General features: G+C 40.9%; 15 protein-coding genes, 2 tRNA genes, 3 rRNA genes and 1 pseudogene. 15 read left to right on the top strand and 6 right to left on the bottom strand.

The genetic code is table 11. The features are described from left to right. Positions 1 to 7 precede the first annotated feature (7 nt). Positions 8 to 2356: a ribonuclease R gene (rnr, locus tag AC6H0J_RS04255; protein ID WP_118817250.1), complete on the top strand. Its 2349-nt coding sequence runs from the start codon at positions 8 to 10 to the stop codon at positions 2354 to 2356. Positions 2357 to 2411: 55 nt separating this feature from the next. Next, positions 2412 to 3152 (top strand): 23S rRNA (guanosine(2251)-2'-O)-methyltransferase RlmB, encoded by a 741-nt coding sequence (gene rlmB, locus AC6H0J_RS04260; RefSeq protein ID WP_005655733.1) that lies wholly within the window; start codon positions 2412 to 2414, stop codon positions 3150 to 3152. Positions 3153 to 3313: 161 nt separating this feature from the next. Here rlmB and AC6H0J_RS04265 read toward each other — a convergent pair. After that, positions 3314 to 3776 (bottom strand): annotated as a pseudogene (locus AC6H0J_RS04265) (Lrp/AsnC family transcriptional regulator). Positions 3777 to 3894: 118 nt separating this feature from the next. On the opposite strand from AC6H0J_RS04265, the gene rarD reads away from it, so the two are divergent. Next, positions 3895 to 4785 carry an EamA family transporter RarD gene (gene rarD, locus AC6H0J_RS04270; protein WP_032825806.1) on the top strand — a complete coding sequence of 297 codons (891 nt, stop codon included), beginning with the start codon at positions 3895 to 3897 and terminating at the stop codon, positions 4783 to 4785. 61 nt (positions 4786 to 4846) lie between these two features. Here rarD and guaA read toward each other — a convergent pair whose 3' ends face one another. From guaA to guaB, 3 genes are all read right to left on the bottom strand, one after another. After that, positions 4847 to 6406, bottom strand: coding sequence for a glutamine-hydrolyzing GMP synthase (guaA, locus tag AC6H0J_RS04275; RefSeq protein WP_005629425.1), 1560 nt, complete (start codon positions 6404 to 6406; stop codon positions 4847 to 4849). An 18-nt stretch (positions 6407 to 6424) separates the two neighbouring features. Beyond that, complete coding sequence (locus tag AC6H0J_RS04280) at positions 6425 to 7210, bottom strand: DUF4062 domain-containing protein (RefSeq protein WP_032825805.1); 786 nt, start codon at positions 7208 to 7210, stop codon at positions 6425 to 6427. 94 nt (positions 7211 to 7304) lie between these two features. Next, complete coding sequence (gene guaB, locus AC6H0J_RS04285) at positions 7305 to 8771, bottom strand: IMP dehydrogenase (RefSeq protein ID WP_005629423.1); 1467 nt, start codon at positions 8769 to 8771, stop codon at positions 7305 to 7307. Positions 8772 to 8900: 129 nt separating this feature from the next. On the opposite strand from guaB, the gene birA reads away from it, so the two are divergent. The 11 genes from birA to rnd all read left to right on the top strand — a co-directional run bounded on the left by birA (position 8901) and on the right by rnd (position 21771). Beyond that, positions 8901 to 9809, top strand: a complete 909-nt coding sequence (gene birA / locus AC6H0J_RS04290; RefSeq protein ID WP_005629422.1) for a bifunctional biotin--[acetyl-CoA-carboxylase] ligase/biotin operon repressor BirA — start codon at positions 8901 to 8903, stop codon at positions 9807 to 9809. 346 nt (positions 9810 to 10155) lie between these two features. After that, positions 10156 to 11695, top strand: a 16S ribosomal RNA gene (locus AC6H0J_RS04295). 82 nt (positions 11696 to 11777) lie between these two features. Continuing rightward, positions 11778 to 11854 (top strand) — tRNA-Ile (locus tag AC6H0J_RS04300). A gap of 53 nt (positions 11855 to 11907) precedes the next feature. Further along, a tRNA-Ala gene (locus tag AC6H0J_RS04305) sits at positions 11908 to 11983 on the top strand. Positions 11984 to 12290: 307 nt separating this feature from the next. Beyond that, positions 12291 to 15189: ribosomal RNA gene (locus AC6H0J_RS04310) — 23S ribosomal RNA — on the top strand. A 118-nt stretch (positions 15190 to 15307) separates the two neighbouring features. Next, positions 15308 to 15423, top strand: a 5S ribosomal RNA gene (gene rrf / locus AC6H0J_RS04315). Together the 16S, 23S and 5S rRNA genes with 2 tRNA genes alongside form the textbook arrangement of a ribosomal RNA operon. 204 nt (positions 15424 to 15627) lie before the next feature. Continuing rightward, the gene (gene yoaA / locus AC6H0J_RS04320) at positions 15628 to 17550 is read left to right on the top strand and encodes a DNA repair helicase YoaA (RefSeq protein ID WP_005627279.1); all 1923 of its coding nucleotides are present in this window, start codon (positions 15628 to 15630) and stop codon (positions 17548 to 17550) included. A gap of 12 nt (positions 17551 to 17562) precedes the next feature. Continuing rightward, on the top strand, positions 17563 to 18273 hold the full coding sequence (gene tsaB / locus AC6H0J_RS04325; RefSeq protein WP_005627280.1) for a tRNA (adenosine(37)-N6)-threonylcarbamoyltransferase complex dimerization subunit type 1 TsaB: 711 nt from the start codon (positions 17563 to 17565) through the stop codon (positions 18271 to 18273). A gap of 17 nt (positions 18274 to 18290) precedes the next feature. Then, positions 18291 to 18842 (top strand): Slp family lipoprotein, encoded by a 552-nt coding sequence (locus tag AC6H0J_RS04330; protein ID WP_005627281.1) that lies wholly within the window; start codon positions 18291 to 18293, stop codon positions 18840 to 18842. 42 nt (positions 18843 to 18884) lie between these two features. Then, on the top strand, positions 18885 to 20573 hold the full coding sequence (gene fadD, locus AC6H0J_RS04335; RefSeq protein WP_005627282.1) for a long-chain-fatty-acid--CoA ligase FadD: 1689 nt from the start codon (positions 18885 to 18887) through the stop codon (positions 20571 to 20573). A gap of 55 nt (positions 20574 to 20628) precedes the next feature. Beyond that, entirely contained in the window at positions 20629 to 21771 is a 1143-nt protein-coding gene (gene rnd, locus AC6H0J_RS04340; protein WP_005627283.1) for a ribonuclease D, read from the top strand. Between the two features lie 49 nt (positions 21772 to 21820). On the opposite strand, the gene ychF is transcribed toward rnd, so the two are convergent. Both ychF and pth read right to left on the bottom strand, forming a co-directional pair. Then, a complete protein-coding gene (gene ychF, locus AC6H0J_RS04345; protein ID WP_005627284.1) occupies positions 21821 to 22912 on the bottom strand; it encodes a redox-regulated ATPase YchF in 1092 nt (363 codons plus the stop codon). A gap of 47 nt (positions 22913 to 22959) precedes the next feature. Then, positions 22960 to 23544, bottom strand: coding sequence for an aminoacyl-tRNA hydrolase (gene pth, locus AC6H0J_RS04350; protein ID WP_118817448.1), 585 nt, complete (start codon positions 23542 to 23544; stop codon positions 22960 to 22962). Positions 23545 to 23721: 177 nt separating this feature from the next. Between pth and AC6H0J_RS04355 the strand changes: the two genes are divergently transcribed. Further along, a complete protein-coding gene (locus AC6H0J_RS04355) occupies positions 23722 to 24030 on the top strand; it encodes an RnfH family protein (RefSeq protein WP_111407544.1) in 309 nt (102 codons plus the stop codon).

Genomic DNA, 24030 nt, shown 5'->3' on the forward strand with positions numbered 1-24030 from the left:
AAAAATAATGACAAAAAAACGTAAAAACTTAATCAACCAAGATCCTCATTACAAACGAGAATTGGAAAAATACGGCAATCCAATCCCGAGCCGTGAATTTATTTTAAGCGTTATTCGAGACAATAATGCGCCGATGAATCGGGATGAAATTTTGACCGCACTTTCCATTCAAAATGAAGAGCAAATAGAAGCGATGCGTCGCCGATTACGCGCGATGGAAAATGACGGCCAATTAGTGTTCACCAAACGTAAACGCTATGCCTTACCAGAAAAATTAGATTTATTTAAAGGCACGGTAATTGGTCATCGCGAAGGTTTTGGTTTTTTACAGGTCGATGGCAAAAAAGATGATTTATTCATTCCAAACCATCAAATGCAAAGAGTCATGCATGGAGATTTTGTCTTAGCGCAACCTGCAGGATTAGATCGTCGTGGTCGCCGTGAAGTACGAATTGTACGCGTATTAGAAAGTCGTAAAAAACAAATTGTGGGTCGCTTTTTCTTAGAAAACGGTTTTAGCTATGTGGTGCCTGATGACAACAGAATCGGCCGAGATATTCTCGTTCCAAATGAACATCGTAATGGCGCACGAATGGGACAAGTTGTCGTTGTCGAATTGCAAGAACGCTCTGCCAGTTTTAGCCAACCAATTGGCGTAATCACTGAAATTCTAGGCGACAATATGGCGAAAGGAATGGAAGTGGAAATCGCCTTGCGTAATCACGATATTCCCCATAAGTTTCCAAGTGCGGTGGAAAAATACGTAAAAAAATTCACTGAAGAAGTCCCTGAAGAAGCCAAAAAAGGCCGTGTGGATTTACGAAATTTACCGCTTGTGACCATTGATGGTGAAGATGCTCGCGATTTTGACGATGCTGTTTATTGTGAAAAACATGGTAAAGGCTGGAAACTTTGGGTAGCGATTGCGGACGTTAGTTATTACGTACGTTTACGTTCCGCTTTGGATGTAGAAGCGCATAATCGTGGTAACTCGGTCTATTTTCCGAACCGAGTTGTACCAATGCTACCTGAAATTTTATCAAACGGCTTATGTTCTCTTAACCCACAAGTGGATCGTTTGTGTATGGTGTGTGAGATGCAAATTTCTGCCAAAGGTAAGCTCACAGATTATCGCTTTTATGAAGCGGCGATGAATTCTCATGCCCGCCTCACTTATACCAAAGTAGCAAAAATGCTTGAAGGCGATGAAGAATTACGCACTCGTTATTCTACGCTTGTGCCTCATTTAGAAGAACTTTATAAACTCTATCAAGCTTTGCTTAGTGCACGTCATCAACGTGGTGCGATCGATTTTGAAACCATTGAAACTAAATTTATTTTCAATGCAATGGGGCGAATCGAGCGCATTGAACCCGTTGTTCGTAACGATGCCCACAAAATCATTGAGGAATGTATGATTCTTGCGAATATCGCAGCAGCCAATTTTATGGAAAAACATAAAGAGCCTGCGTTATATCGTATTCATGCCACCCCGAGCGAAGAAAAATTAACATCGTTCCGCACTTTCTTAAGTGAGTTTGGTTTAACTTTAGAAGGTGGATTAAAACCAACCACAAAAGACTATGCTGCTCTCTTAGAAAAAGTTAAAGAACGACCAGATCATGAACTTATTCAAACAATGTTGCTACGTTCATTAAGCCAAGCTGTCTATCACGCTGATAATATTGGGCACTTTGGTTTAGCTTTGGAAGAGTATGCACACTTTACTTCACCAATTCGCCGTTATCCTGACTTAACACTTCATCGAGGCATCAAGTATTTACTCGCTAAAGAACAAGGCGCAAAACGTAAAACAACGGATACTGGCGGTTATCATTACTCTTTTGATGAAATGGATTTACTTGGCAATCACTGTTCAATGACGGAACGCCGTGCTGACGACGCCACTCGTGAAGTGGCTGATTGGCTGAAATGCGAATATATGCAAGATCATGTTGGCGGTGAATTTAGCGGTGTTATTTCATCTGTGACGGGGTTTGGTTTATTTGTACGCTTAGATGATTTATTCATCGATGGTTTAGTCCATATTTCCACCTTAGAAAATGATTATTACCAATTCGATGCAGCAAAACAACGTTTAATCGGCGAAAATAGCGGAATGCAATATCGCTTAGGCGATAAAGTTCGCATCAAAGTTGAAGCAGTACATTTAGAAAATAAAATGGTCGATTTCTCGCTGATGGGCAGTGAACGTAAACCTCGTCGTGCTGGAAAAACCGCGAAAGAAAAATCCAAGAAAGTCTTTAAAGAACTACCGTCTAAAGCCTCCCAAAAACGAAAAAGTGCGGTAAAAAAGAAAAAAATTTCGAAGAAAACATCTAGAAAACGAAAATAATTCACTTCCCATTGTAAGAATGAATTAAAAATTCAAATAAGAAAAAGAGAAATTTATGTCAGAACAAATCTACGGCATTCATGCTGTTAATAGTATTTTAACCCATTCACCAGAACGTTTAATTGAAGTTTTCGTACTTAAAGGACGTGAAGATAAACGCCTACAGCCACTCTTAAATGAGCTTTATTCCCTCGGAATTGGTGTGCAATTCGTTAATCGGCAAACACTCGATAAAAAAGCCGATGGCGAAGTTCATCAAGGTGTCATTGCTCGAGTACAAGCGGCAAAAGAACTTAATGAAAATGATCTTGATGAAATTCTTGCAAATAAACAAAATCCGCTTTTATTAGTTTTGGATGGCGTGACGGATCCACACAACTTGGGAGCATGTTTACGAACAGCTGATGCGGCTGGCGCAGTGGCCGTGATCGTACCAAAAGATAAATCAGCACAATTAACATCTATCGCGCGTAAAGTTGCTTGTGGTGCAGCAGAAACTGTGCCGTTAATTCGTGTAACCAATCTTTCTCGCACGCTACGCGATTTACAGCAAAATCATAATATTTGGGTGGTTGGCACTGCTGGCGAAGCAACTGAAACCATTTATCAAAGCAAACTGACAGGGCCACTAGCACTTGTTATGGGAGCTGAAGGCGAAGGGATGCGTCGTTTAACGCGTGAACATTGCGATCAACTGATTAGTATTCCAATGGCTGGTTCAGTTTCATCATTAAATGTATCTGTCGCAACAGGGGTATGTTTATTTGAAATTGTACGTCAGCGCTTAGGTTCATAAGAAAAGTGCGGTAAATTTGCTTTGACCTCAAAAACTAAATTATTTACTTGAGGACTGATGACGATATTGTATCGAACCCAGTCCTTTTAATTTCAGTTGAATTTATCGGTAATTATTTAGCTCCACTTTGTGGGAGAAGAGCAAAATTTACCGCACTTGTTCTATAAGATAATTCCACTATCTGCTTTGGTAAAATTCATTACAAATAAACTTTTATAAGTTCTTACATGAAATTCGCCAGTCAATACTCGACGTGTGAATGCGTGATAGCTTTCCATATCTTTTGCATGGAGTAGCAACATAAAATCATAGTCACCTGAGATTTCGTAACAGCTCACCACTTCGTCTTCTTGGCGCATTTTTCGTTCAAATTGCTCTTGATAATAAGAGTGTTGATTGTCCATTTCAACCATAAACAAACACGCTAATCGTACGCCCAACGGCTTTTGGGGAAACTACCGCAACTCGTTTTGTAATAACTCCCGAATCAGTTAATGCTTGTACACGTCGTTGACAGGTTGCAACAGAACTATTCACTTTTTCTGACAATTCTTTTAACGGAATCATGGCATCTTGTTGTAATACATTCAAAATATGACGATCTAATTTATCCAGTGTTTGCATAAGATAATTTCTCAAAAATGTAATAATTGGGAAAAATATTATCACAATAAAAATAAAGTTGAGATTTTTTATTGTCTTGGGATTTTATAATAATCATATTGATGAGATGAGGTCCAAGATGAAAGTAGTCACTCAAGGCGTATTATTGTGCATTTTTTCACAATGTTTATTTGGCATATTGTATTTATTTAGCATATGGCTCCAACCACTTAGCGGAACGGATGTTTTTGCGTGGCGTATGTTAACCATGATCTTTGGGTTACTTTTAATTTTATTCCCGACTATTGGTTGCCGCTCTCTTTTGTCTCTTATTACGACAACTTTAGGAAAAAGTTGGATGCGTTGGGTTTTATTTTTACTGGGGACATTAGATGCGGGAAGTCAATTCTGGCTCTTTATGTGGGCTCCGCTCAATGGCGAAGGGGTAAATATTGCGATGGGATATTTCCTTTTTCCGCTGATTATGGCTGTTTTAGGATGGGTTTGGTTAAAAGAACGCTTATCACTTATTCAGAAAATCGCACTTTTACTGGCTGCCTGCGGTGTTGCACATGAATTATGGCACACTCAAAGTTTTTCATGGACAAGCTTGTGGGTTTGTACGGTTTATCCATTTTATTATCTAAGCCGTAAATTGATGAAAATCCCTGCCCTACAAGGGATTACATTGGATATTATTTTAATTTCGATTCCTTGCGTTATTTATATTCTTTATCAAAGTACGACGCTTTCTTTAGTTACGCAAGAATATCGTTATTGGTTATTGCTACCAGCACTTGGCATGGTGAGTGCGATTTCGCTTTCAGCCAACTTAAAATCAAGCCAACAAATTCCAGTCAGTATTTTTGCGGTGTTGAGTTATATCGAACCCATATTGCTTTTTTTAATAGCTGTCTTTGTGCTGGATAATCAAATAACCACAAGCGACTATTTTACCTATGTGCCTATTTGGTTAAGTCTCATTGTGATTGGCATAGAAGGGCTTTTAAACAAAAATAAAGTGCGGTGAAAATTAACCGCACTTATTAAAGTTACTGAAATAATTAGAACGTATCTGAAAAAGTGCTTTTTTACTCCCACTCGATAGTGGCTGGTGGTTTTCCGCTAATGTCATACACCACGCGGGAAATGCCGTTCACTTCGTTGATGATGCGGTTAGACACTTTGCCTAATAAATCATAAGGCAGGTGCGCCCAATGTGCGGTCATAAAATCGATGGTTTCTACTGCACGTAGTGAGATAACCCAATCGTATTTACGGCCATCGCCCATCACACCTACAGATTTCACTGGCAAGAATACGCTGAAGGCTTGGCTGGTTTTTTCATACCAACCGCTATTGCGCAATTCTTCGATAAAGATTGCATCTGCACGGCGTAATAAATCACAGTATTCTTTTTTCACTTCGCCTAATACACGCACGCCTAAACCTGGGCCAGGGAATGGGTGACGGTTGATCATTTCAGCCGGTAAGCCTAATGCTAAACCGATTTTACGTACTTCATCTTTAAATAATTCACGTAAAGGTTCAACTAAACCAAGTTTCATATAGTCTGGTAAGCCACCTACGTTGTGGTGTGATTTTATCACATGCGCTTTACCAGTTTTGCTTGCTGCAGATTCGATCACGTCAGGGTAGATCGTACCTTGTGCCAACCATTTCACGTTAGTGAGTTTTTTCGATTCATCATCGAATACATCCACGAACACTTTACCGATAATTTTGCGTTTCGCCTCAGGATCGGATACGCCAGCAAGTTCGCCTAAGAAACGGCTTTCAGCATCAACACGGGTAATATTTAAACCGAATTTGTCACCGAACATTTCCATGACTTGATCGCCTTCGTGTAAGCGGAGTAAACCGTTATCCACGAATACGCAGTGTAAGTTTTTGCCGATAGCACGGTGTAAAAGTAATGCAACCACAGAAGAGTCCACACCACCAGATAAACCTAAAATCACTTCATCATCGCCCACTTGCTTTTTAATACGAGCAACGGCATCTTCGATAATGTTTTCTGCTGTCCATTTGGTTTCGCAACCACAAATGTTCACCACGAAATTCATCAATAATTCCAAACCTTTTTTGGTATGGGTTACTTCAGGGTGGAATTGTACGCCGTAGAAACGACGATTTTCGTCAGACATTGCCGCAATTGGGCAGGTTGGAGTCGTACCGGTAACTTGGAAGTTTTCAGGTAAACGCGTTACTTTATCGCCATGGCTCATCCATACATCTAATTTGCTATCGCCATCATTTAAATGAGCGAAAAGTGCGGTTGGATTATCCATTAAAACAGAAGCATAGCCGAATTCACGATGATCAGAGGTCTCAGTTAAACCACCAAGTTGCATTGCCATGGTTTGCATGCCGTAGCAAATACCCAATACAGGCACTCCGGCATTAAATACATATTCAGGTGCACGCGGGCTGTTTTCTTCAGTGGTACTTTCAGGGCCACCAGAAAGAATGATACCGCCTGGATTAAATTCACGGATTTGTTCTTCAGTCACATCCCAGGCCCAAAGTTCGCAGTACACACCGATTTCACGCACACGACGTGCAATCAGTTGTGTATATTGTGAACCGAAGTCGAGGATCAGGATTTTATGGTTGTGGATGTTTGTCATTTTGTGTACCAGTAGTATTTATGCTTTATTATTCAAATAATTTTTTATAAATTCAGCGATTTCAATTTCTTTAAATTTAGGGAATATCCACCCTTTAAGAGAGTTATTCCACTTTCCTCCTAGTTTTTTAATATCCTCTTTAATTGGACTAGTATCTCCCTTGACTAAAAAGGACTTAATTTCGTCATCTTTCTTATAGTCTTCGATATAGATTTTGCCTTGCTTTAAAATTTTTTCGATGGATTTTACTTGTTCGGTTCTTTCTTTTACCGTAGGCGGAGTTATAGTAGTATTTGTTAAAAGGTTCTTAACATTTATACTAATTTGGTTTCTGAGTTGCTCTTTAAAATCATTAATATCTACATAAGAGCCTATTAAACCTATTTTTTGCATTTTTGCTTGGAATTCACGCAAATTTTGTAATTGGGATAGATCTAAAGTTGCTAATTCTACTTTTCTTCCTGAAAAATACAGCATTACTGGTTTGCCAGCTTGAATGAAGTGCTCAATTTCTTCTACTGTACCACTATCGCTCACACCTGTTGGTGAGCCAAGTCTTGTCCAAAATACTCCGATAAGCATATCACAACCAGTTACTATTTGGTCATTGATAATTCCTTGAGGGCGTTTACCTAATAGTGGAGCAGAGTGAGTTTCCCAACCAACAGGCATTAATACCACTTTTTGTTGTTCTGAATTGATGTTATTCCAATTGGAAATAACTTCTGATATTGCGGTTCTTTCATCTGGAACGTCACCAGGACTAGCGATTAGAACTTTATATACTTTTGCATCAAATGACATAGAATTTCCTTGTATTGAAAAATAAGTAAGAAATATTTTTAAAATTAGCAGCACTTTAAAACAACAAAAGGTGGACTAAAGCCCACCTTGCGGATTAGCCCATACGGTAGTTAGGCGCTTCTTTCGTAATCGTCACATCATGAACGTGAGATTCTTTAATACCCGCACCACTGATGCGAACAAATTCCGCTTTCGTGCGTAATTCTTCGATGGTTGCGCAGCCAGTTAAGCCCATGCAAGAACGTAAGCCACCCATTTGTTGGTGGATGATTTCTTTTAAGTAACCTTTGTATGGAATACGGCCTTCGATACCTTCTGGTACAAGTTTATCGGCTGCGTTATCAGATTGGAAATAACGGTCTGATGAGCCTTTCGCCATGGCACCTAATGAGCCCATACCACGGTAAGATTTAAATGCACGACCTTGATAAAGTTCGATTTCACCTGGTGCTTCTTCAGTACCGGCAAACATAGAGCCAACCATTACACAGCTTGCACCTGCGGCGATAGCTTTCGCAATGTCGCCAGAGAAACGGATACCACCGTCAGCAATTACAGGAATACCACGATCTTTTAATGCCGCAGCAGCATCTGCGATAGCGGTGATTTGTGGTACGCCTACACCGGTCACGATACGAGTAGTACAAATAGAACCAGGGCCAATACCTACTTTCACAGCACTTGCACCTGCATCTGCTAATGCGATTGCACCTTCAGCGGTTGCTACGTTACCCGCAACGATCGGTAAGCTTGGATATTTTGCACGAGTTTCACGAACGCGTTGTAACACGCCTTCAGAGTGACCATGTGAAGAGTCGATTAACAATACATCTACACCTGCTTTCACTAAAGCATCGATACGTTCTTCGTTACCAGGACCTGCACCTACAGCGGCACCCACGCGTAAACGACCGAATTCATCTTTACATGCATTTGGTTTTTGTTCTGCTTTTTGGAAGTCTTTAACGGTAATCATACCTTTAAGTTTGAAACTATCATTAACCACTAACACTTTTTCAACACGGTGTTGATGCATTAATTCCAAAATTTCTTCGCGACTAGCCCCTTCTTTTACTGTCACCAAGTTTTCTTTTTTCGTCATTACTTGTGAAACAGTTTTGCTTAAATCTTTTACGAAACGTGTGTCACGGCCAGTGATGATACCGATTAAGTTATTTTCACCGTCTACAACAGGATAGCCAGCGAAGCCGTTTTTCTTCACCATTTCAGCAAGTGCTGCAAGAGTTAAATCTGGCGAAACAGTCACAGGCTCAGAAACGATACCACTTTCGAATTTTTTCACTTTACGAACACGATCCGCTTGGCGTTCGATCGTCATATTTTTATGAATAAAGCCGATGCCACCTTCTTGTGCTAAAGAGATCGCAAGTTTGGTTTCGGTTACGGTATCCATTGCAGCTGAAAGCATAGGAATATTCAAACTAATTTCTTTAGTGAGTTTGGTTGAAAGATTGGCTGTATTTGGAAGCACAGTTGAATGTGCCGGGACGAGTAGAACATCGTCAAAAGTAAGGGCTTCTTGTTTAATGCGTAATGACATTGCAATATTCTCGCTAAGTTGAAGTTAAAAAATATTGCGGTGGGATTATACAGATTTTACTTGATTTTGAAAACGAAATTTTTGGATTTGTGCTATGATTTTCGCTCCGTTTGGTACAAGGAATAAATAATGAATTTCGCTTTATTGAGATATTTAGCTGACTGTCAGTCGAAAGTGCGGTTAGAATTGGAAAAGTTTTCTCTGGATATTGAAGAGGATATTAAACAATTATGCGAGCTAGGTTTGGAAATTGTCGTTGATGGCCAAAATTATTGCTTAGTGCCTAGCCTTCCTTTATTAAATCCTCAGCAAATTTCAACCGCACTTTTTCCTTATAGTATCCATTATCAGCCGATTATTTCCTCTACAAATGAATGGATACTACAAAATATTCCTTCCTTAAAAAAAGGCGATCTTTGTGTGGCTGAATATCAAACTGCAGGACGCGGTCGACGTGGTCGCCAATGGTTATCGCCTTTTGCCGGGCAAATCATTTTTAGTTTTTATTGGACGTTTGATCCGAGAAAACCTATCGAAGGCCTGAGTTTGGTCATTGGTTTGGCGATTGCTGAAGTGTTAAACGTGCAAGTGAAATGGCCTAATGATATTTTGTTTGATGGGCGAAAGTTAGGTGGAATTTTGGTTGAAATCGCTAACCATAAAAATGGTATGCTCAATTTAGTGATTGGCGTAGGTATTAATGTGTTGTTGCCAAAACAAACAGAAATTAGTCAGCCTTATGCGGAAGTATGTGAAATAGATCCTGATGTAGACCGACAAACCTTATTACCCAAACTCACACAACATTTATATACACGTTTAAATATCTTTGAGAAAAATGGTATTAATACGGAATTTCAACAAGCATGGCAATTATATAATGCATTTTCAAATAGTGAAGTAAATGTGCTGACTGAACAAGGCGTTATTTCAGGTATTGAACAAGGCATAGATGAACACGGTTATTTAAAAGTATTATGTGGCAATAAAATTCAGATGTTTAATGGTGGTGAAGTTTCATTACGTAAGAAATTATAGCGATAAAAATTTGAGCATTCTAACCGCACTTTTTGATGAAATGTTTATATTTCCATCAAAAGATCATTTTTTTAAATATTTTTACAAAAAAGTACTTGCAAGGGTTTTGAAAATCCCTATAATGCACGGCACACAACGACGCACTGTTGTGAAGTATTTAAGTTTGCACGTGCGTCGTTGTTTTTTGCTCTTTAACAATGTATCAGACAATCTGTGTGGGCACTTGTTGATTGACTTGTTTTAAAAATATTTTTTAATTTTGAAGTCTTAATAGGTGCTAACTAGAAATTCATTATACTTTTTAAGTAGTGACATTTTATGTCAGCAGTATTGAGCGATTGAACTTGAATTGAAGAGTTTGATCATGGCTCAGATTGAACGCTGGCGGCAGGCTTAACACATGCAAGTCGAACGGTAGCAGGAGAAAGCTTGCTTTCTTGCTGACGAGTGGCGGACGGGTGAGTAATGCTTGGGAATCTGGCTTATGGAGGGGGATAACTACGGGAAACTGTAGCTAATACCGCGTAATATCGAAAGATTAAAGTGTGGGACCTTCGGGCCACATGCCATAAGATGAGCCCAAGTGGGATTAGGTAGTTGGTGGGGTAAAGGCCTACCAAGCCGACGATCTCTAGCTGGTCTGAGAGGATGACCAGCCACACTGGAACTGAGACACGGTCCAGACTCCTACGGGAGGCAGCAGTGGGGAATATTGCGCAATGGGGGGAACCCTGACGCAGCCATGCCGCGTGAATGAAGAAGGCCTTCGGGTTGTAAAGTTCTTTCGGTATTGAGGAAGGGATGTGTGCTAATAGTAGACATCATTGACGTTAAATACAGAAGAAGCACCGGCTAACTCCGTGCCAGCAGCCGCGGTAATACGGAGGGTGCGAGCGTTAATCGGAATAACTGGGCGTAAAGGGCACGCAGGCGGTTATTTAAGTGAGGTGTGAAAGCCCCGGGCTTAACCTGGGAATTGCATTTCAGACTGGGTAACTAGAGTACTTTAGGGAGGGGTAGAATTCCACGTGTAGCGGTGAAATGCGTAGAGATGTGGAGGAATACCGAAGGCGAAGGCAGCCCCTTGGGAATGTACTGACGCTCATGTGCGAAAGCGTGGGGAGCAAACAGGATTAGATACCCTGGTAGTCCACGCTGTAAACGCTGTCGATTTGGGGATTGGGCTTAAAGCTTGGTGCCCGTAGCTAACGTGATAAATCGACCGCCTGGGGAGTACGGCCGCAAGGTTAAAACTCAAATGAATTGACGGGGGCCCGCACAAGCGGTGGAGCATGTGGTTTAATTCGATGCAACGCGAAGAACCTTACCTACTCTTGACATCCATGGAATCCTGTAGAGATACGGGAGTGCCTTCGGGAACCATGAGACAGGTGCTGCATGGCTGTCGTCAGCTCGTGTTGTGAAATGTTGGGTTAAGTCCCGCAACGAGCGCAACCCTTATCCTTTGTTGCCAGCGATTTGGTCGGGAACTCAAAGGAGACTGCCAGTGATAAACTGGAGGAAGGTGGGGATGACGTCAAGTCATCATGGCCCTTACGAGTAGGGCTACACACGTGCTACAATGGCGTATACAGAGGGTGGCGAAACTGCGAGGTGGAGCGAATCTCAGAAAGTACGTCTAAGTCCGGATTGGAGTCTGCAACTCGACTCCATGAAGTCGGAATCGCTAGTAATCGCGAATCAGAATGTCGCGGTGAATACGTTCCCGGGCCTTGTACACACCGCCCGTCACACCATGGGAGTGGGTTGTACCAGAAGTAGATAGCTTAACCTTTTGGAGGGCGTTTACCACGGTATGATTCATGACTGGGGTGAAGTCGTAACAAGGTAACCGTAGGGGAACCTGCGGTTGGATCACCTCCTTACTGAAAACGAGAGACAATAAGTGTCCACACAGATTGATTGATATATTGTAGACAATATCGAGCAGAAAGCCGTTATTTCCTTGGGTCTGTAGCTCAGGTGGTTAGAGCGCACCCCTGATAAGGGTGAGGTCGGTGGTTCAAGTCCACTCAGACCCACCACTCAAACTGAGTGAGTGATGAAGGTGAATAAGGTGATAAATAAACGATGACATGGGGATATAGCTCAGCTGGGAGAGCGCCTGCCTTGCACGCAGGAGGTCAGCGGTTCGATCCCGCTTATCTCCACCACTTATCATCGTTAAGTAAATTTATTTATTTAGTTTATTTAACGATGATAACTGAAAAGTTTTATCAACTGTTCTTTAAAAAATTGGAAACAAGCTGAAAACAAGAGATTTTCGAGAGAAAGTCTGAGTAGGCAAGGCAGGAAAGTGAAAGAGGGAACTGAAAAGGGAAATCTAAAAATAAAACCTGTTTTGCATAAAATCTTGATTGAACAAAAGCAATCAAGTGTTTAGTTGAATGAAGATACGCATCAAATTGACCGCACTTTCAAGTGAAAACTTAAAGTGATTGAAAACATTTGAGGTTGTATAGTTAAGTGACTAAGCGTACAAGGTGGATGCCTTGGCAATCAGAGGCGAAGAAGGACGTGCTAATCTGCGAAAAGCTTGGATGAGTCGATAAGAGGCGTTTAATCCAAGATATCCGAATGGGGAAACCCAGTAGATGAAGAATCTACTATCACTTACTGAATACATAGGTAGGTGAGGCAAACCGGGAGAACTGAAACATCTAAGTACCCCGAGGAAAAGAAATCAACCGAGATTTCGTCAGTAGCGGCGAGCGAAAGCGAAAGAGCCTGTTAATGATAGCAGCAGAGATAGAGGAATAAGCTGGGAAGCTTAGCGACACAGGGTGATAGCCCCGTACTCGACATCCAGGCTGTGGTACTAAGTTAACGATAAGTAGGGCGGGACACGTGATATCCTGTTTGAAGATGGGGGGACCATCCTCCAAGGCTAAATACTCCTGATTGACCGATAGTGAACCAGTACTGTGAAGGAAAGGCGAAAAGAACCCCGGTGAGGGGAGTGAAATAGAACCTGAAACCTTGTACGTACAAGCAGTGGGAGCCTGAAAGGGTGACTGCGTACCTTTTGTATAATGGGTCAGCGACTTATATTTTGTAGCGAGGTTAACCGAATAGGGGAGCCGAAGGGAAACCGAGTCTTAACTGGGCGAATAGTTGCAAGGTATAGACCCGAAACCCGGTGATCTAGCCATGGGCAGGTTGAAGGTTGGGTAACACTAACTGGAGGACCGAACCGACTAATGTTGAAAAATTAGCGGATGACTTGTGGCTGGGGGTGAAAGGCCAATCAAACCGGGAGATAGCTGGTTCTCCCCGAAATCTATTTAGGTAGAGCCTTGAGCGGACACCTTTGGGGGTAGAGCACTGTTTCGGCTAGGGGTCCATCCCGGATTACCAACCCGATGCAAACTACGAATACCAAAGAGTGATACTCAGGAGACACACGGCGGGTGCTAACGTCCGTCGTGGAGAGGGAAACAACCCAGACCGCCAGCTAAGGTCCCAAAGTCTATATTAAGTGGGAAACGAAGTGGGAAGGCTTAGACAGCTAGGATGTTGGCTTAGAAGCAGCCATCATTTAAAGAAAGCGTAATAGCTCACTAGTCGAGTCGGCCTGCGCGGAAGATGTAACGGGGCTCAAATATAGCACCGAAGCTGCGGCATCAGACGTAAGTCTGTTGGGTAGGGGAGCGTTCTGTAAGCGGATGAAGGTGGCTCGAGAGGGCTGCTGGACGTATCAGAAGTGCGAATGCTGACATAAGTAACGATAAAACGGGTGAAAAACCCGTTCGCCGGAAGACCAAGGGTTCCTGTCCAACGTTAATCGGGGCAGGGTGAGTCGGCCCCTAAGGCGAGGCTGAAAAGCGTAGTCGATGGGAAACAGGTTAATATTCCTGTACTTGGATAAACTGCGATGTGGGGACGGAGCAGGTTAGGTTATCGCACTGTTGGATATGTGCGTTTAAGTTGGTAGGTGGGAAGTTTAGGCAAATCCGGACTTCTATTAAACACTGAGAGATGATGACGAGGCTCTACGGAGCTGAAGTAACCGATACCACACTTCCAGGAAAAGCCACTAAGCTTCAGGTTTATCTAAACCGTACTGAAAACCGACACAGGTGGTCAGGTAGAGAATACTCAGGCGCTTGAGAGAACTCGGGTGAAGGAACTAGGCAAAATAGCACCGTAACTTCGGGAGAAGGTGCGCCGGCGTAGATTGTAGTCCCTCGCGGGCGAAGGTTGAACCGGTCGAAGATACCAGCTGGCTGCAACTGTTTATTAAAAACACAGCACTCTGCAAACACGAAAGTGGACGTATAGGGTGTGATGCCTGCCCGGTGCTGGAAGGTTAATTGATGGTGTAATCGAAAGAGAAGCTCCTGATCGAAGCCCCAGTAAACGGCGGCCGTAACTATAACGGTCCTAAGGTAGCGAAATTCCTTGTCGGGTAAGTTCCGACCTGCACGAATGGCATAATGATGGCCAGGCTGTCTCCACCCGAGACTCAGTGAAATTGAAATCGCCGTGAAGATGCGGTGTACCCGCGGCTAGACGGAAAGACCCCGTGAACCTTTACTATAGCTTGACACTGAACATTGAATTTTGATGTGTAGGATAGGTGGGAGACTTAGAAGTAGTCACGCCAGTGATTATGGAGTCGTCCTTGAAATACCACCCTTTAACGTTTGATGTTCTAACGAAGATTGCGGAACGCGGTCTCGGACAGTGTCTGGTGGGTAGTTTGACTGGGGCGGTCTCCTCCCAAAGAGTAACGGAGGAGCACGAAGGTTTGCTAATCACGGTCGGACATCGTGAGGTTAGTGCAATGGTATAAGCAAGCTTAACTGCGAGACAGACAAGTCGAGCAGGTACGAAAGTAGGTCATAGTGATCCGGTGGTTCTGAATGGAAGGGCCATCGCTCAACGGATAAAAGGTACTCCGGGGATAACAGGCTGATACCGCCCAAGAGTTCATATCGACGGCGGTGTTTGGCACCTCGATGTCGGCTCATCACATCCTGGGGCTGAAGTAGGTCCCAAGGGTATGGCTGTTCGCCATTTAAAGTGGTACGCGAGCTGGGTTTAGAACGTCGTGAGACAGTTCGGTCCCTATCTGCCGTGGGCGTTGGAGAATTGGTTGGGGCTGCTCCTAGTACGAGAGGACCGGAGTGGACGCACCACTGGTGTTCCGGTTGTGTCGCCAGACGCATTGCCGGGTAGCTAAGTGCGGAAGAGATAAGTGCTGAAAGCATCTAAGCACGAAACTTGCCAAGAGATGAGTTCTCCCAGATTATAAATCTGTAAGGGTTGTTTAAGACTAAGACGTAGATAGGTGCGGTGTGTAAGTGTAGTGATACATTGAGCTAACGCATACTAATTGCCCGAGAGGCTTAACTATACAACGCTCAAGTGTTTTTGGAAAACAGAGTGAAAGAAAAAGAAATTAACTAAACGTTCAGCTTGTGGCCAATGAAGAACATAGATAGAATTTAAAATAAACGTTATCAAAGAATTATCCTGGCGGCGATAGTGCGGTGGAACCACCTGACACCATACCGAACTCAGAAGTGAAACGCTGTAATGCCGATGGTAGTGTGGGGCTTCCCCATGTGAGAGTAGGGCACCGCCAGGTTACCAAATACATAAATAGAATAAAGCAGAGTAGAATAAAAGATAAGAACCCCGTGTCGAAAGATATGGGGTTTTTGTTTTTCATAATCTATTTATAATATTAAAGAAACAAGAGTCTGATTTTAGTTTTAATAAAACAACTATCTTCATATACGATTTTTTATAAGTTTGTTAAACTAATAAAAATTTATGTTTTCCTAATTTAATGAATTATCAAGATCGCATTTCTAATATTTTCTCTGTTAATGGCGAATTAAGTCAAAGTATCAAAGGTTTTAGACCTCGAACTGAGCAGATTGAAATGGCACGTGCTGTTGGCGAGTCAATCCAAAATAAATCTTCCCTTGTTATTGAAGCTGGAACGGGTACAGGAAAGACCTTCGCATATCTGGCTCCAGCTCTAGTATTTGGTAAAAAAACAATTATTTCTACAGGATCTAAAAATCTTCAAGATCAGCTTTTTAATCGAGATCTTCCTGCTATTAAAAAAGCCCTTAATTTCACAGGAAAAATTGCGTTGCTAAAAGGTCGGGCAAACTATCTTTGTTTAGAGCGTTTAGATCAAGTGATTGCTCAGGGTGTGCTTGGAGATAAGTCTGTTTTAGCTGAATTAAGCAAAGTACGTAAATGGAATAACAGTACTAAGACAGGTGATTTTACAGAATGTATTGAGCTTGCAGAAGATAGCCCAATTATTCCTCAACTTACTAGTACAGCGGAAAGTTGTTTAGGTACCGATTGCCCTAATTATTCAGAATGTTATGTAGCAAGTGCGCGTAAAAAAGCATTAAATGCTGATTTAGTTGTAGTTAATCATCACTTATTTTTTGCAGATATGGCCGTGAAAGAAAGTGGTTTTGGAGAACTCATTCCGAATGCAGAAGTGATTATTTTTGACGAAGCTCATCAGTTACCAGATATTGCGAGTCAATATTTTGGTCAATCTTTAACATCACGCCAGCTTTTTGATTTGTGTAAGGATATTAATATTGTCTATCGCACAGAACTTAAAGATATGCAGCAGCTTGGCACAACATCTGATACCTTACTGAAGGTTGTACAAGATTTTCGTTTATTACTGGGTAATGGGAGTAATGTTCGAGGAAATTGGCGTGAGCTTTACACGCAAAGTGCGGTGAAAAAATCCTTTGAATTATTACAGGAGAAAATAGATTTTTTAGCTGAGGTAATTAAATTAGCTCTTGGTCGCTCCCAAACTTTGGATAGTATTTTTGAACGTGTTGAATCCATTAAAATTCAGCTCAAGCGTTTATCTGAAACAAATATTGTAGGTTATTGTTATTGGTATGAAGGAAATGGTCGCCAGTTTGGTTTACATATGACGCCATTGACGGTGGCCGATAAATTTGGTGCTCAGCTTGAAGCTAAAGAAGCCGCTTGGATATTTACATCCGCGACATTAGAGGTGGGGGGGACTTTTAATCATTTCTGCCAACGTTTAGGTATTGAAAATGCGACACAAAAAATTTTATATAGTCCCTTTAATTATCCTGAACAATCTTTGCTTTGTGTGCCTCGATATTTGCCGAATACCAATCAAGTGAATACATTAAATTCACTAGGCGAAATGTTATTACCCGTGATTGAAGCAAACAAAGGGCGTTGCTTTGTTCTTTGCACTTCTTATTCAATGATGCGTGGTTTATCAGAATACTTTCGTGAAAAAAGTAATCTTTCTATTCTATTACAAGGTGAAACCTCAAAAGGAAAATTACTCGAGCAATTTATAAAAGAAACGCATAGTGTTTTGGTAGCAACTTCTAGCTTTTGGGAGGGGGTAGATGTGCGCGGTGATGCACTTTCTTTAGTGATTATTGATAAACTTCCCTTTACCGCGCCAGATGAACCTTTGTTGAAAGCCCGTATTGAGGATTGTCGTTTGCAAGGTGGCGATCCATTTAACGACATTCAGCTGCCCGAAGCGGTAATTACCTTGAAGCAAGGCGTTGGGCGTTTAATTCGCGATGTTACAGATCGTGGCGTTGTGATTATTTGTGATAATCGATTAGTGATGCGCAATTATGGCGAAACTTTTTTGAAAAGTTTACCTAACTCAAGTCGTACCCGTGATCTCAACAAAGTGATACAATTCTTACAAAATAAATAAACGAGAATAATAATGCAAAATTTAACTTTATTGGCGCTAGATACTTCAACTGAGGCTTGTTCTGTCGCTTTATTGTATCGTGGTGAGAAAACACATATTAATGAACTTGCTCAACGCACTCACACCAAACGAATTTTACCTATGATCGATGAAATTTTGGCAAATTCAGGGGTAGGTTTAAATCAAGTTGATGCACTTGCCTTTGGGCGAGGTCCGGGGAGTTTTACTGGTGTTCGTGTTGGTGCTGGGATTGCACAAGGTTTAGCGTTTGGTGCGGATTTGCCTGTCATTCCTATTTCAAATTTAACCGCAATGGCACAGGCAGCATTTGAATTACATCAAGTAGAAAATGTCGTTGCAGCGATTGATGCGAGAATGAACGAAGTTTATTTTTCTCAATTAGTGAGAGAAAAAGTGCGGTCTGATGTCGGGGAATTTTTTCAATGGCGAGAAATGATAACTGAACAAGTTTGTTCCCCAGAACAAGCGATTAATCAGCTTCGAGATCATAATGCATTTAGAGTCGGAACAGGTTGGGCAGCGTATTCTCAATTTACTGAAAAAAATCTAACGAGCTCAGATATAGCGTTGCCTAATGCATTATATATGCTGGAGCTCGCACGAGTAGAATACTTGCAAAAACGCACAATATCAGCTTTAGAAATTGAACCGATTTATTTACGGAACGAAGTTACTTGGAAGAAATTGCCAGGACGTGAATAATAACTGGAGGATAGAAAATGAAAGGAAAAATTACCTTATTTTTTACCGCACTTTGTTTGGGATTGACAGGCTGTATGGTACCGCCGAAAGGATTAGAAGAAGAGCGGTTTTCTATTAATTCCTATCGCGATATTTCACCTCAAGATTTAACCTGTCATTGTAAAACTGTTCGACTTGGCGGGAAAATTGTTCAGGCGGCTGTTTTACCAAATCAAACAAAAATTGAAGTGTTAAGTTTACCGGTGTCATCAATTTCAGGTAAACCATTCGTTGAATTTCAATCAGATGGCCGATTCATCGTGTATTTCAATGGTTTTGTTGACCCTGAAAATTTAAAAGAACGTTATATTACTGTGGGCGGGCTATTAGCTGGAACAGAGAAAGGCAAGATAGAACAAGCTGATTATACTTATCCTGTTATTCAACCTGATAAATACCGTATTTGGACACTCAGTACCACCTATGGTTATCCGACAGATGATTGGGATGAAGACGATGATTGGGGATTTTTTAGATGGAGACATCGCCCTTGGTATGTTCAGCCTGAAATTCGCTATTATTTGAATTAAATGATAAAATCTTAAAGATTTTCCAACAAATTAGGATTAAAAATGGAAAAAATTTGGTTTCAAAATTATCCAGAAGGTTCTGAAAAATTTCTGGATACCTCAAAATATGAATCTATTTTGGATATGTTCGACAAAGCTGTGCGCGAACATCCAGATCGCCCCGCTTACATTAATATGGGGCAAGTACTTACTTTCCGTAAATTAGAAGAGCGTAGTCGTGCATTTGCCGCGTATTTGCAAAATGAATTTAAACTTCAACGTGGTGATCGTGTGGCATTAATGATGCCAAATTTATTGCAATATCCTATCGCACTTTTTGGTATTTTGCGTGCGGGCTTAATTGCAGTAAATGTGAATCCTCTTTATACACCGAGAGAATTAGAGCATCAGTTGCAAGATAGTGGTGCGGTAGCGATTGTCGTGGTATCAAATTTTGCTTCTACCTTGGAAAAAGTCGTTTTCAATACCAATGTTAAACACGTTATTCTTACCCGAATGGGCGATCAACTTTCATTTGGTAAACGTACTTTAGTCAATTTTTTTGTGAAATATGTGAAGAAACTGGTGCCGAAATATAAATTACCGCACGCAGTGACGTTCCGAGAAGTATTAAGTATTGGTAAATATCGCCAATATGTTCGTCCTGAAATGGAGCGTGAAGATTTGGCCTTTTTACAATATACTGGCGGCACAACGGGGGTAGCGAAAGGTGCAATGCTGACGCACGGAAATATTATAACCAATGTATTTCAAGCAAAATGGATTGCAGAGCCATTTATCGGTGATCATTCTCGAACTCGCTCAGCTATTTTAGCTTTGCCCCTTTATCACGTATTTGCCTTAACCGTAAATTGCTTATTATTTTTAGAGTTAGGTGTTACGGCGATCTTAATCACCAATCCGAGAGATATTGAAGGGTTTGTGAAAGAGTTGAAAAAATATCGTTTTGAAGCAATCACGGGTGTGAATACCTTATTTAATGCTCTATTAAATAATGAAAATTTCAAAGAAGTTGATTTTTCAGCTTTAAAACTTTCTGTAGGTGGCGGTATGGCTATTCAACAGTCTGTAGCAACACGTTGGCATGAATTGACGGGCTGTAACATCATTGAAGGTTATGGAATGACGGAGTGTTCGCCATTAATTGCTGCTTGTCCGATTAATGTTGTGAAACATAATGGCACTATTGGTGTGCCAGTGCCAAATACTGATATAAAAATCATTAAAGATGATGGTTTAGACGCAAAAATTGGCGAGCCTGGTGAATTATGGGTTAAAGGTGACCAAGTCATGCGAGGCTATTGGCAACGACCAGAAGCAACTAGCGAAGTTTTAAAAGATGGTTGGATGGCAACTGGCGATATTGTCATTATGGATGAATCATATAGCTTACGCATTGTGGATCGTAAAAAAGATATGATTTTGGTTTCTGGTTTTAATGTCTATCCAAATGAAATTGAAGATGTCGTTATGTTGAATTACAAAGTTGCCGAAGCCGTGGCAATCGGTGTACCTCATGAAGTTTCTGGTGAAACGATTAAAGTATTTGTGGTGAAAAAAGATGATAGTTTAACCCGTGATGAACTTCGAAACCATTGTCGCCAATATCTCACTGGCTATAAAGTACCAAAAGAAATTGAGTTCCGAGACGAACTGCCAAAAACCAATGTAGGTAAGATTTTACGTCGGGTTTTACGCGATGAAGAGATCGCAAAACGTTCAAAACATTAATGTCAAAATGGGATAGCAATATCCCATTTTTGTTCTTTTTAAATAAAAAATCACTATGATAAAAGAATGTCAAAATCTACCGCACTTTACAGTCATTACGGATAATACTGCGCTATTGGAAATTTGCAATTTAGCTCAGCAGCAAAGTGCGGTTGCCCTAGATACAGAATTTATGCGTGTTTCCACTTATTTTCCTAAATTGGGATTAATCCAGCTTTATGATGGCGAGCGCGTCTCTTTAGTTGATCCTTTAGCGATTACGGATTTTTCGCCTTTTGTTGCACTATTAGCCAATCCTAAGGTATTAAAAATCTTACATTCTTGTAGTGAAGATTTATTGGTTTTTTTACAAGAATTTGATCAGCTTCCACGCCCAATGATTGATACGCAAATTATGGCGCGCTTTCTTGGGCTTGGTACATCAGTAGGATTGGCTAAATTAGCACAACAATACTTAAATGTAGAAATCGATAAAGGCGCAACTCGCACCAATTGGATTAAGCGCCCCCTTTCTGATATTCAACTTCAATATGCCGCAGGTGATGTTTGGTATTTGTTGCCGCTTTATCATATTCTTGAAAAAGAGTTAGCGAAAACACCTTGGGAACAAGCACTAAGAGATGATTGCGAACTTGCTATTTCTAAAACGCATAAATTGCAAGAACGAGATTCAGAAAAAGCTTATTTAGACATTCCAAATGTTTGGAAATTAAATCCATTAGAATTGTCTCGTTTAAGAATTTTGGCGCAGTGGCGACAAAACGTCGCAATAGAGCGTGATTTAGCACTTTCTTATATTGTGAAATCAGATAATCTTTGGAAAGTGGCAAAGAATAATCCACGTAATACATCTGAAATGTTAGAAATGGGATTAACTGAAAATGAAGTGCGTGTACGTGGTAAAAAGATTTTGCAATTACTTGCTCAAGCAAGACGAGTTTCTTCTAATGACTATCCAAAAACTATTGAACGTATTTCTGAAGATCCTCGTTATAAAAAAACAATTCGATTATTACAAGAAAAAGTGAATAGCTTAACACCGGAAGGTTTAACCCCTGAAATCGTTGCAAGTAAACGAACTTTAGAAGAATTGATTAAATGGGTTTGGAAATATGATTGTTCTCAAGACAAACTACCAGAGTTGCTGATTGGATGGCGCAAACTTATTGGTGAAAAGTTAGTTGATCTCATCAAGTGAACATAACAAATAACCGCACTTAAAAAGTGCGGTTATTTTTTGTGTATTTTTATACGTTGAATCGGAAGTGCATTACATCGCCATCTTGTACGATGTAATCTTTGCCTTCTAAACGCCATTTACCCGCTTCTTTTGCACCGTTTTCACCGTTGAATTGGATAAAGTCTTCATAAGCGATAACTTCTGCTCGGATAAAGCCTTTTTCAAAGTCGGTATGGATTACAGCTGCTGCTTTTGGTGCGGTTGCGCCGACTGAAACTGTCCAAGCTCGTACTTCTTTTACGCCTGCGGTAAAGTAAGTTTGAAGATTTAAAAGTGCGTAACCAGCACGAATTACGCGGTTCAATCCAGGTTCTTCAATGCCTAAATCTTGTAAAAATTCGACTTTTTCTTCATCATCAAGTTCTGCAATTTCAGATTCAATCGCTGCACATACAGGAACAACTACCGCCCCTTCTTTTGCGGCAATTTCACGAACGCGATCTAAATATGGGTTATTTTCAAAGCCATCTTCATTCACGTTTGCGATGTACATTGTTGGTTTTAAAGTTAAGAAGTTGTAACTCTTGATTGCTTGCAATTCTTCTTTATCTAACCCAACAGAGCGAATCATTCCAGCATTTTCAAGCACAGGGAGGATTTTTTCCATAACGGAAAGTTCAAATTTAGCCTCTTTGTCTCCACCTTTGGCACGTTTTTGTAAGCGTTGAATCGCGCGTTCGCAGCTGTCTAAGTCTGCTAAGGCTAATTCGGTATTGATGGTATCAATGTCATCTTGTGGGTCAATTTTCCCCGCAACGTGTACGATATCGTCATTTTCAAAGCAACGAACAACGTGGCCGATCGCATCGGTTTCACGAATATTAGCGAGGAATTTGTTACCTAAGCCTTCACCTTTACTTGCTCCCGCAACTAAGCCTGCGATGTCCACGAATTCCATCGTGGTGGGTAATACGCGTTCAGGTTTAACGATTTCTGCCAATGCATCTAAACGCGGATCTGGCATTGGTACTACACCCGTATTTGGTTCGATAGTACAGAATGGATAGTTTGCGGCTTCAATACCAGCTTTAGTGAGCGCGTTAAAAAGAGTAGATTTGCCGACATTTGGCAATCCCACAATACCACATTTGAATCCCATAATTTTTCCTTATTTTGAGTAAAACGGTTGTAAAACTAACCGCACTTTTAAATTTTGAAACTGTTTAAACGGTTGGTTGCTTTGACCATTCCATCTTTGAAAATCATTTCTACACAATCAGTTGCCTCATCTAGCACTTTTTCAAGTGCATCGCGATCTGCCGGTGATGGTTTATTTAAAACATAACCCGCCACTAAATCACGATGGCCTGGATGTCCAATGCCAATACGTAAGCGGTAGAAATTATTGTTATTGCCTAATTGAGCCACAATATCTTTTAAGCCGTTATGTCCGCCGTGCCCACCGCCTTGTTTGAGTTTTGCTGTGCCTGGCGGTAAATCTAATTCATCATGAATCACTAAAATTTCTTCAGGTTTAATACGGTAAAAACTTGCCAATGCCCCAACCGCTTTACCGCTTAAATTCATAAAAGTTGTCGGCACTAAAAGGCGAACTTCTTTTCCATCCACTAAAGTGCGGGCAGTTTTTCCGAAGAATTTACTTTCTGGATTTAGCGAAACGTTAAAACGACGTGCCAAGCGTTCAATAAGCCATTCGCCCGCATTGTGGCGCGTATCGGTATATTTATCGCCAGGATTTCCTAAACCAACAATGAGTTTTATTTCTGACATTTTTATTTGATGATGTAAAAAATAGTGGCGTATTGTAGCGAAAAAGCCTTAAATTCTCAATCTATAACGCTAAAACAAGCCGCTATAATTGAGTGATGTTATTGCTCGTGATTTATCATTAAAAGTCACCGCACTTTTCCGTTATAATGGTTAAAATTTTTTAACAAAGAAGTAAAAATGAATCAGATTAATATTGAAATCGCTTATGCTTTGCCCGAACGTTATTATTTGAAATCTTTTCAATTTGATGAAGGAATCACCGTGCAAACGGCGATTACGCAATCAGGGATTTTAAGCCAATTTCCAGAGATTGATTTGAGCACAAATAAAATTGGGATTTTCAGTCGTCCAATAAAATTGACTGATGTATTAAAAGAGGGCGATCGTATTGAAATTTATCGTCCATTACTTGCTGATCCGAAAGAAATTCGCCGTAAGCGTGCAGCAGAGCAAGCTGCAGCCAAAGACAAAGAAAAAGGAGCTTAA

The organism is Haemophilus sp. THUN1691 (assembly GCF_059704425.1).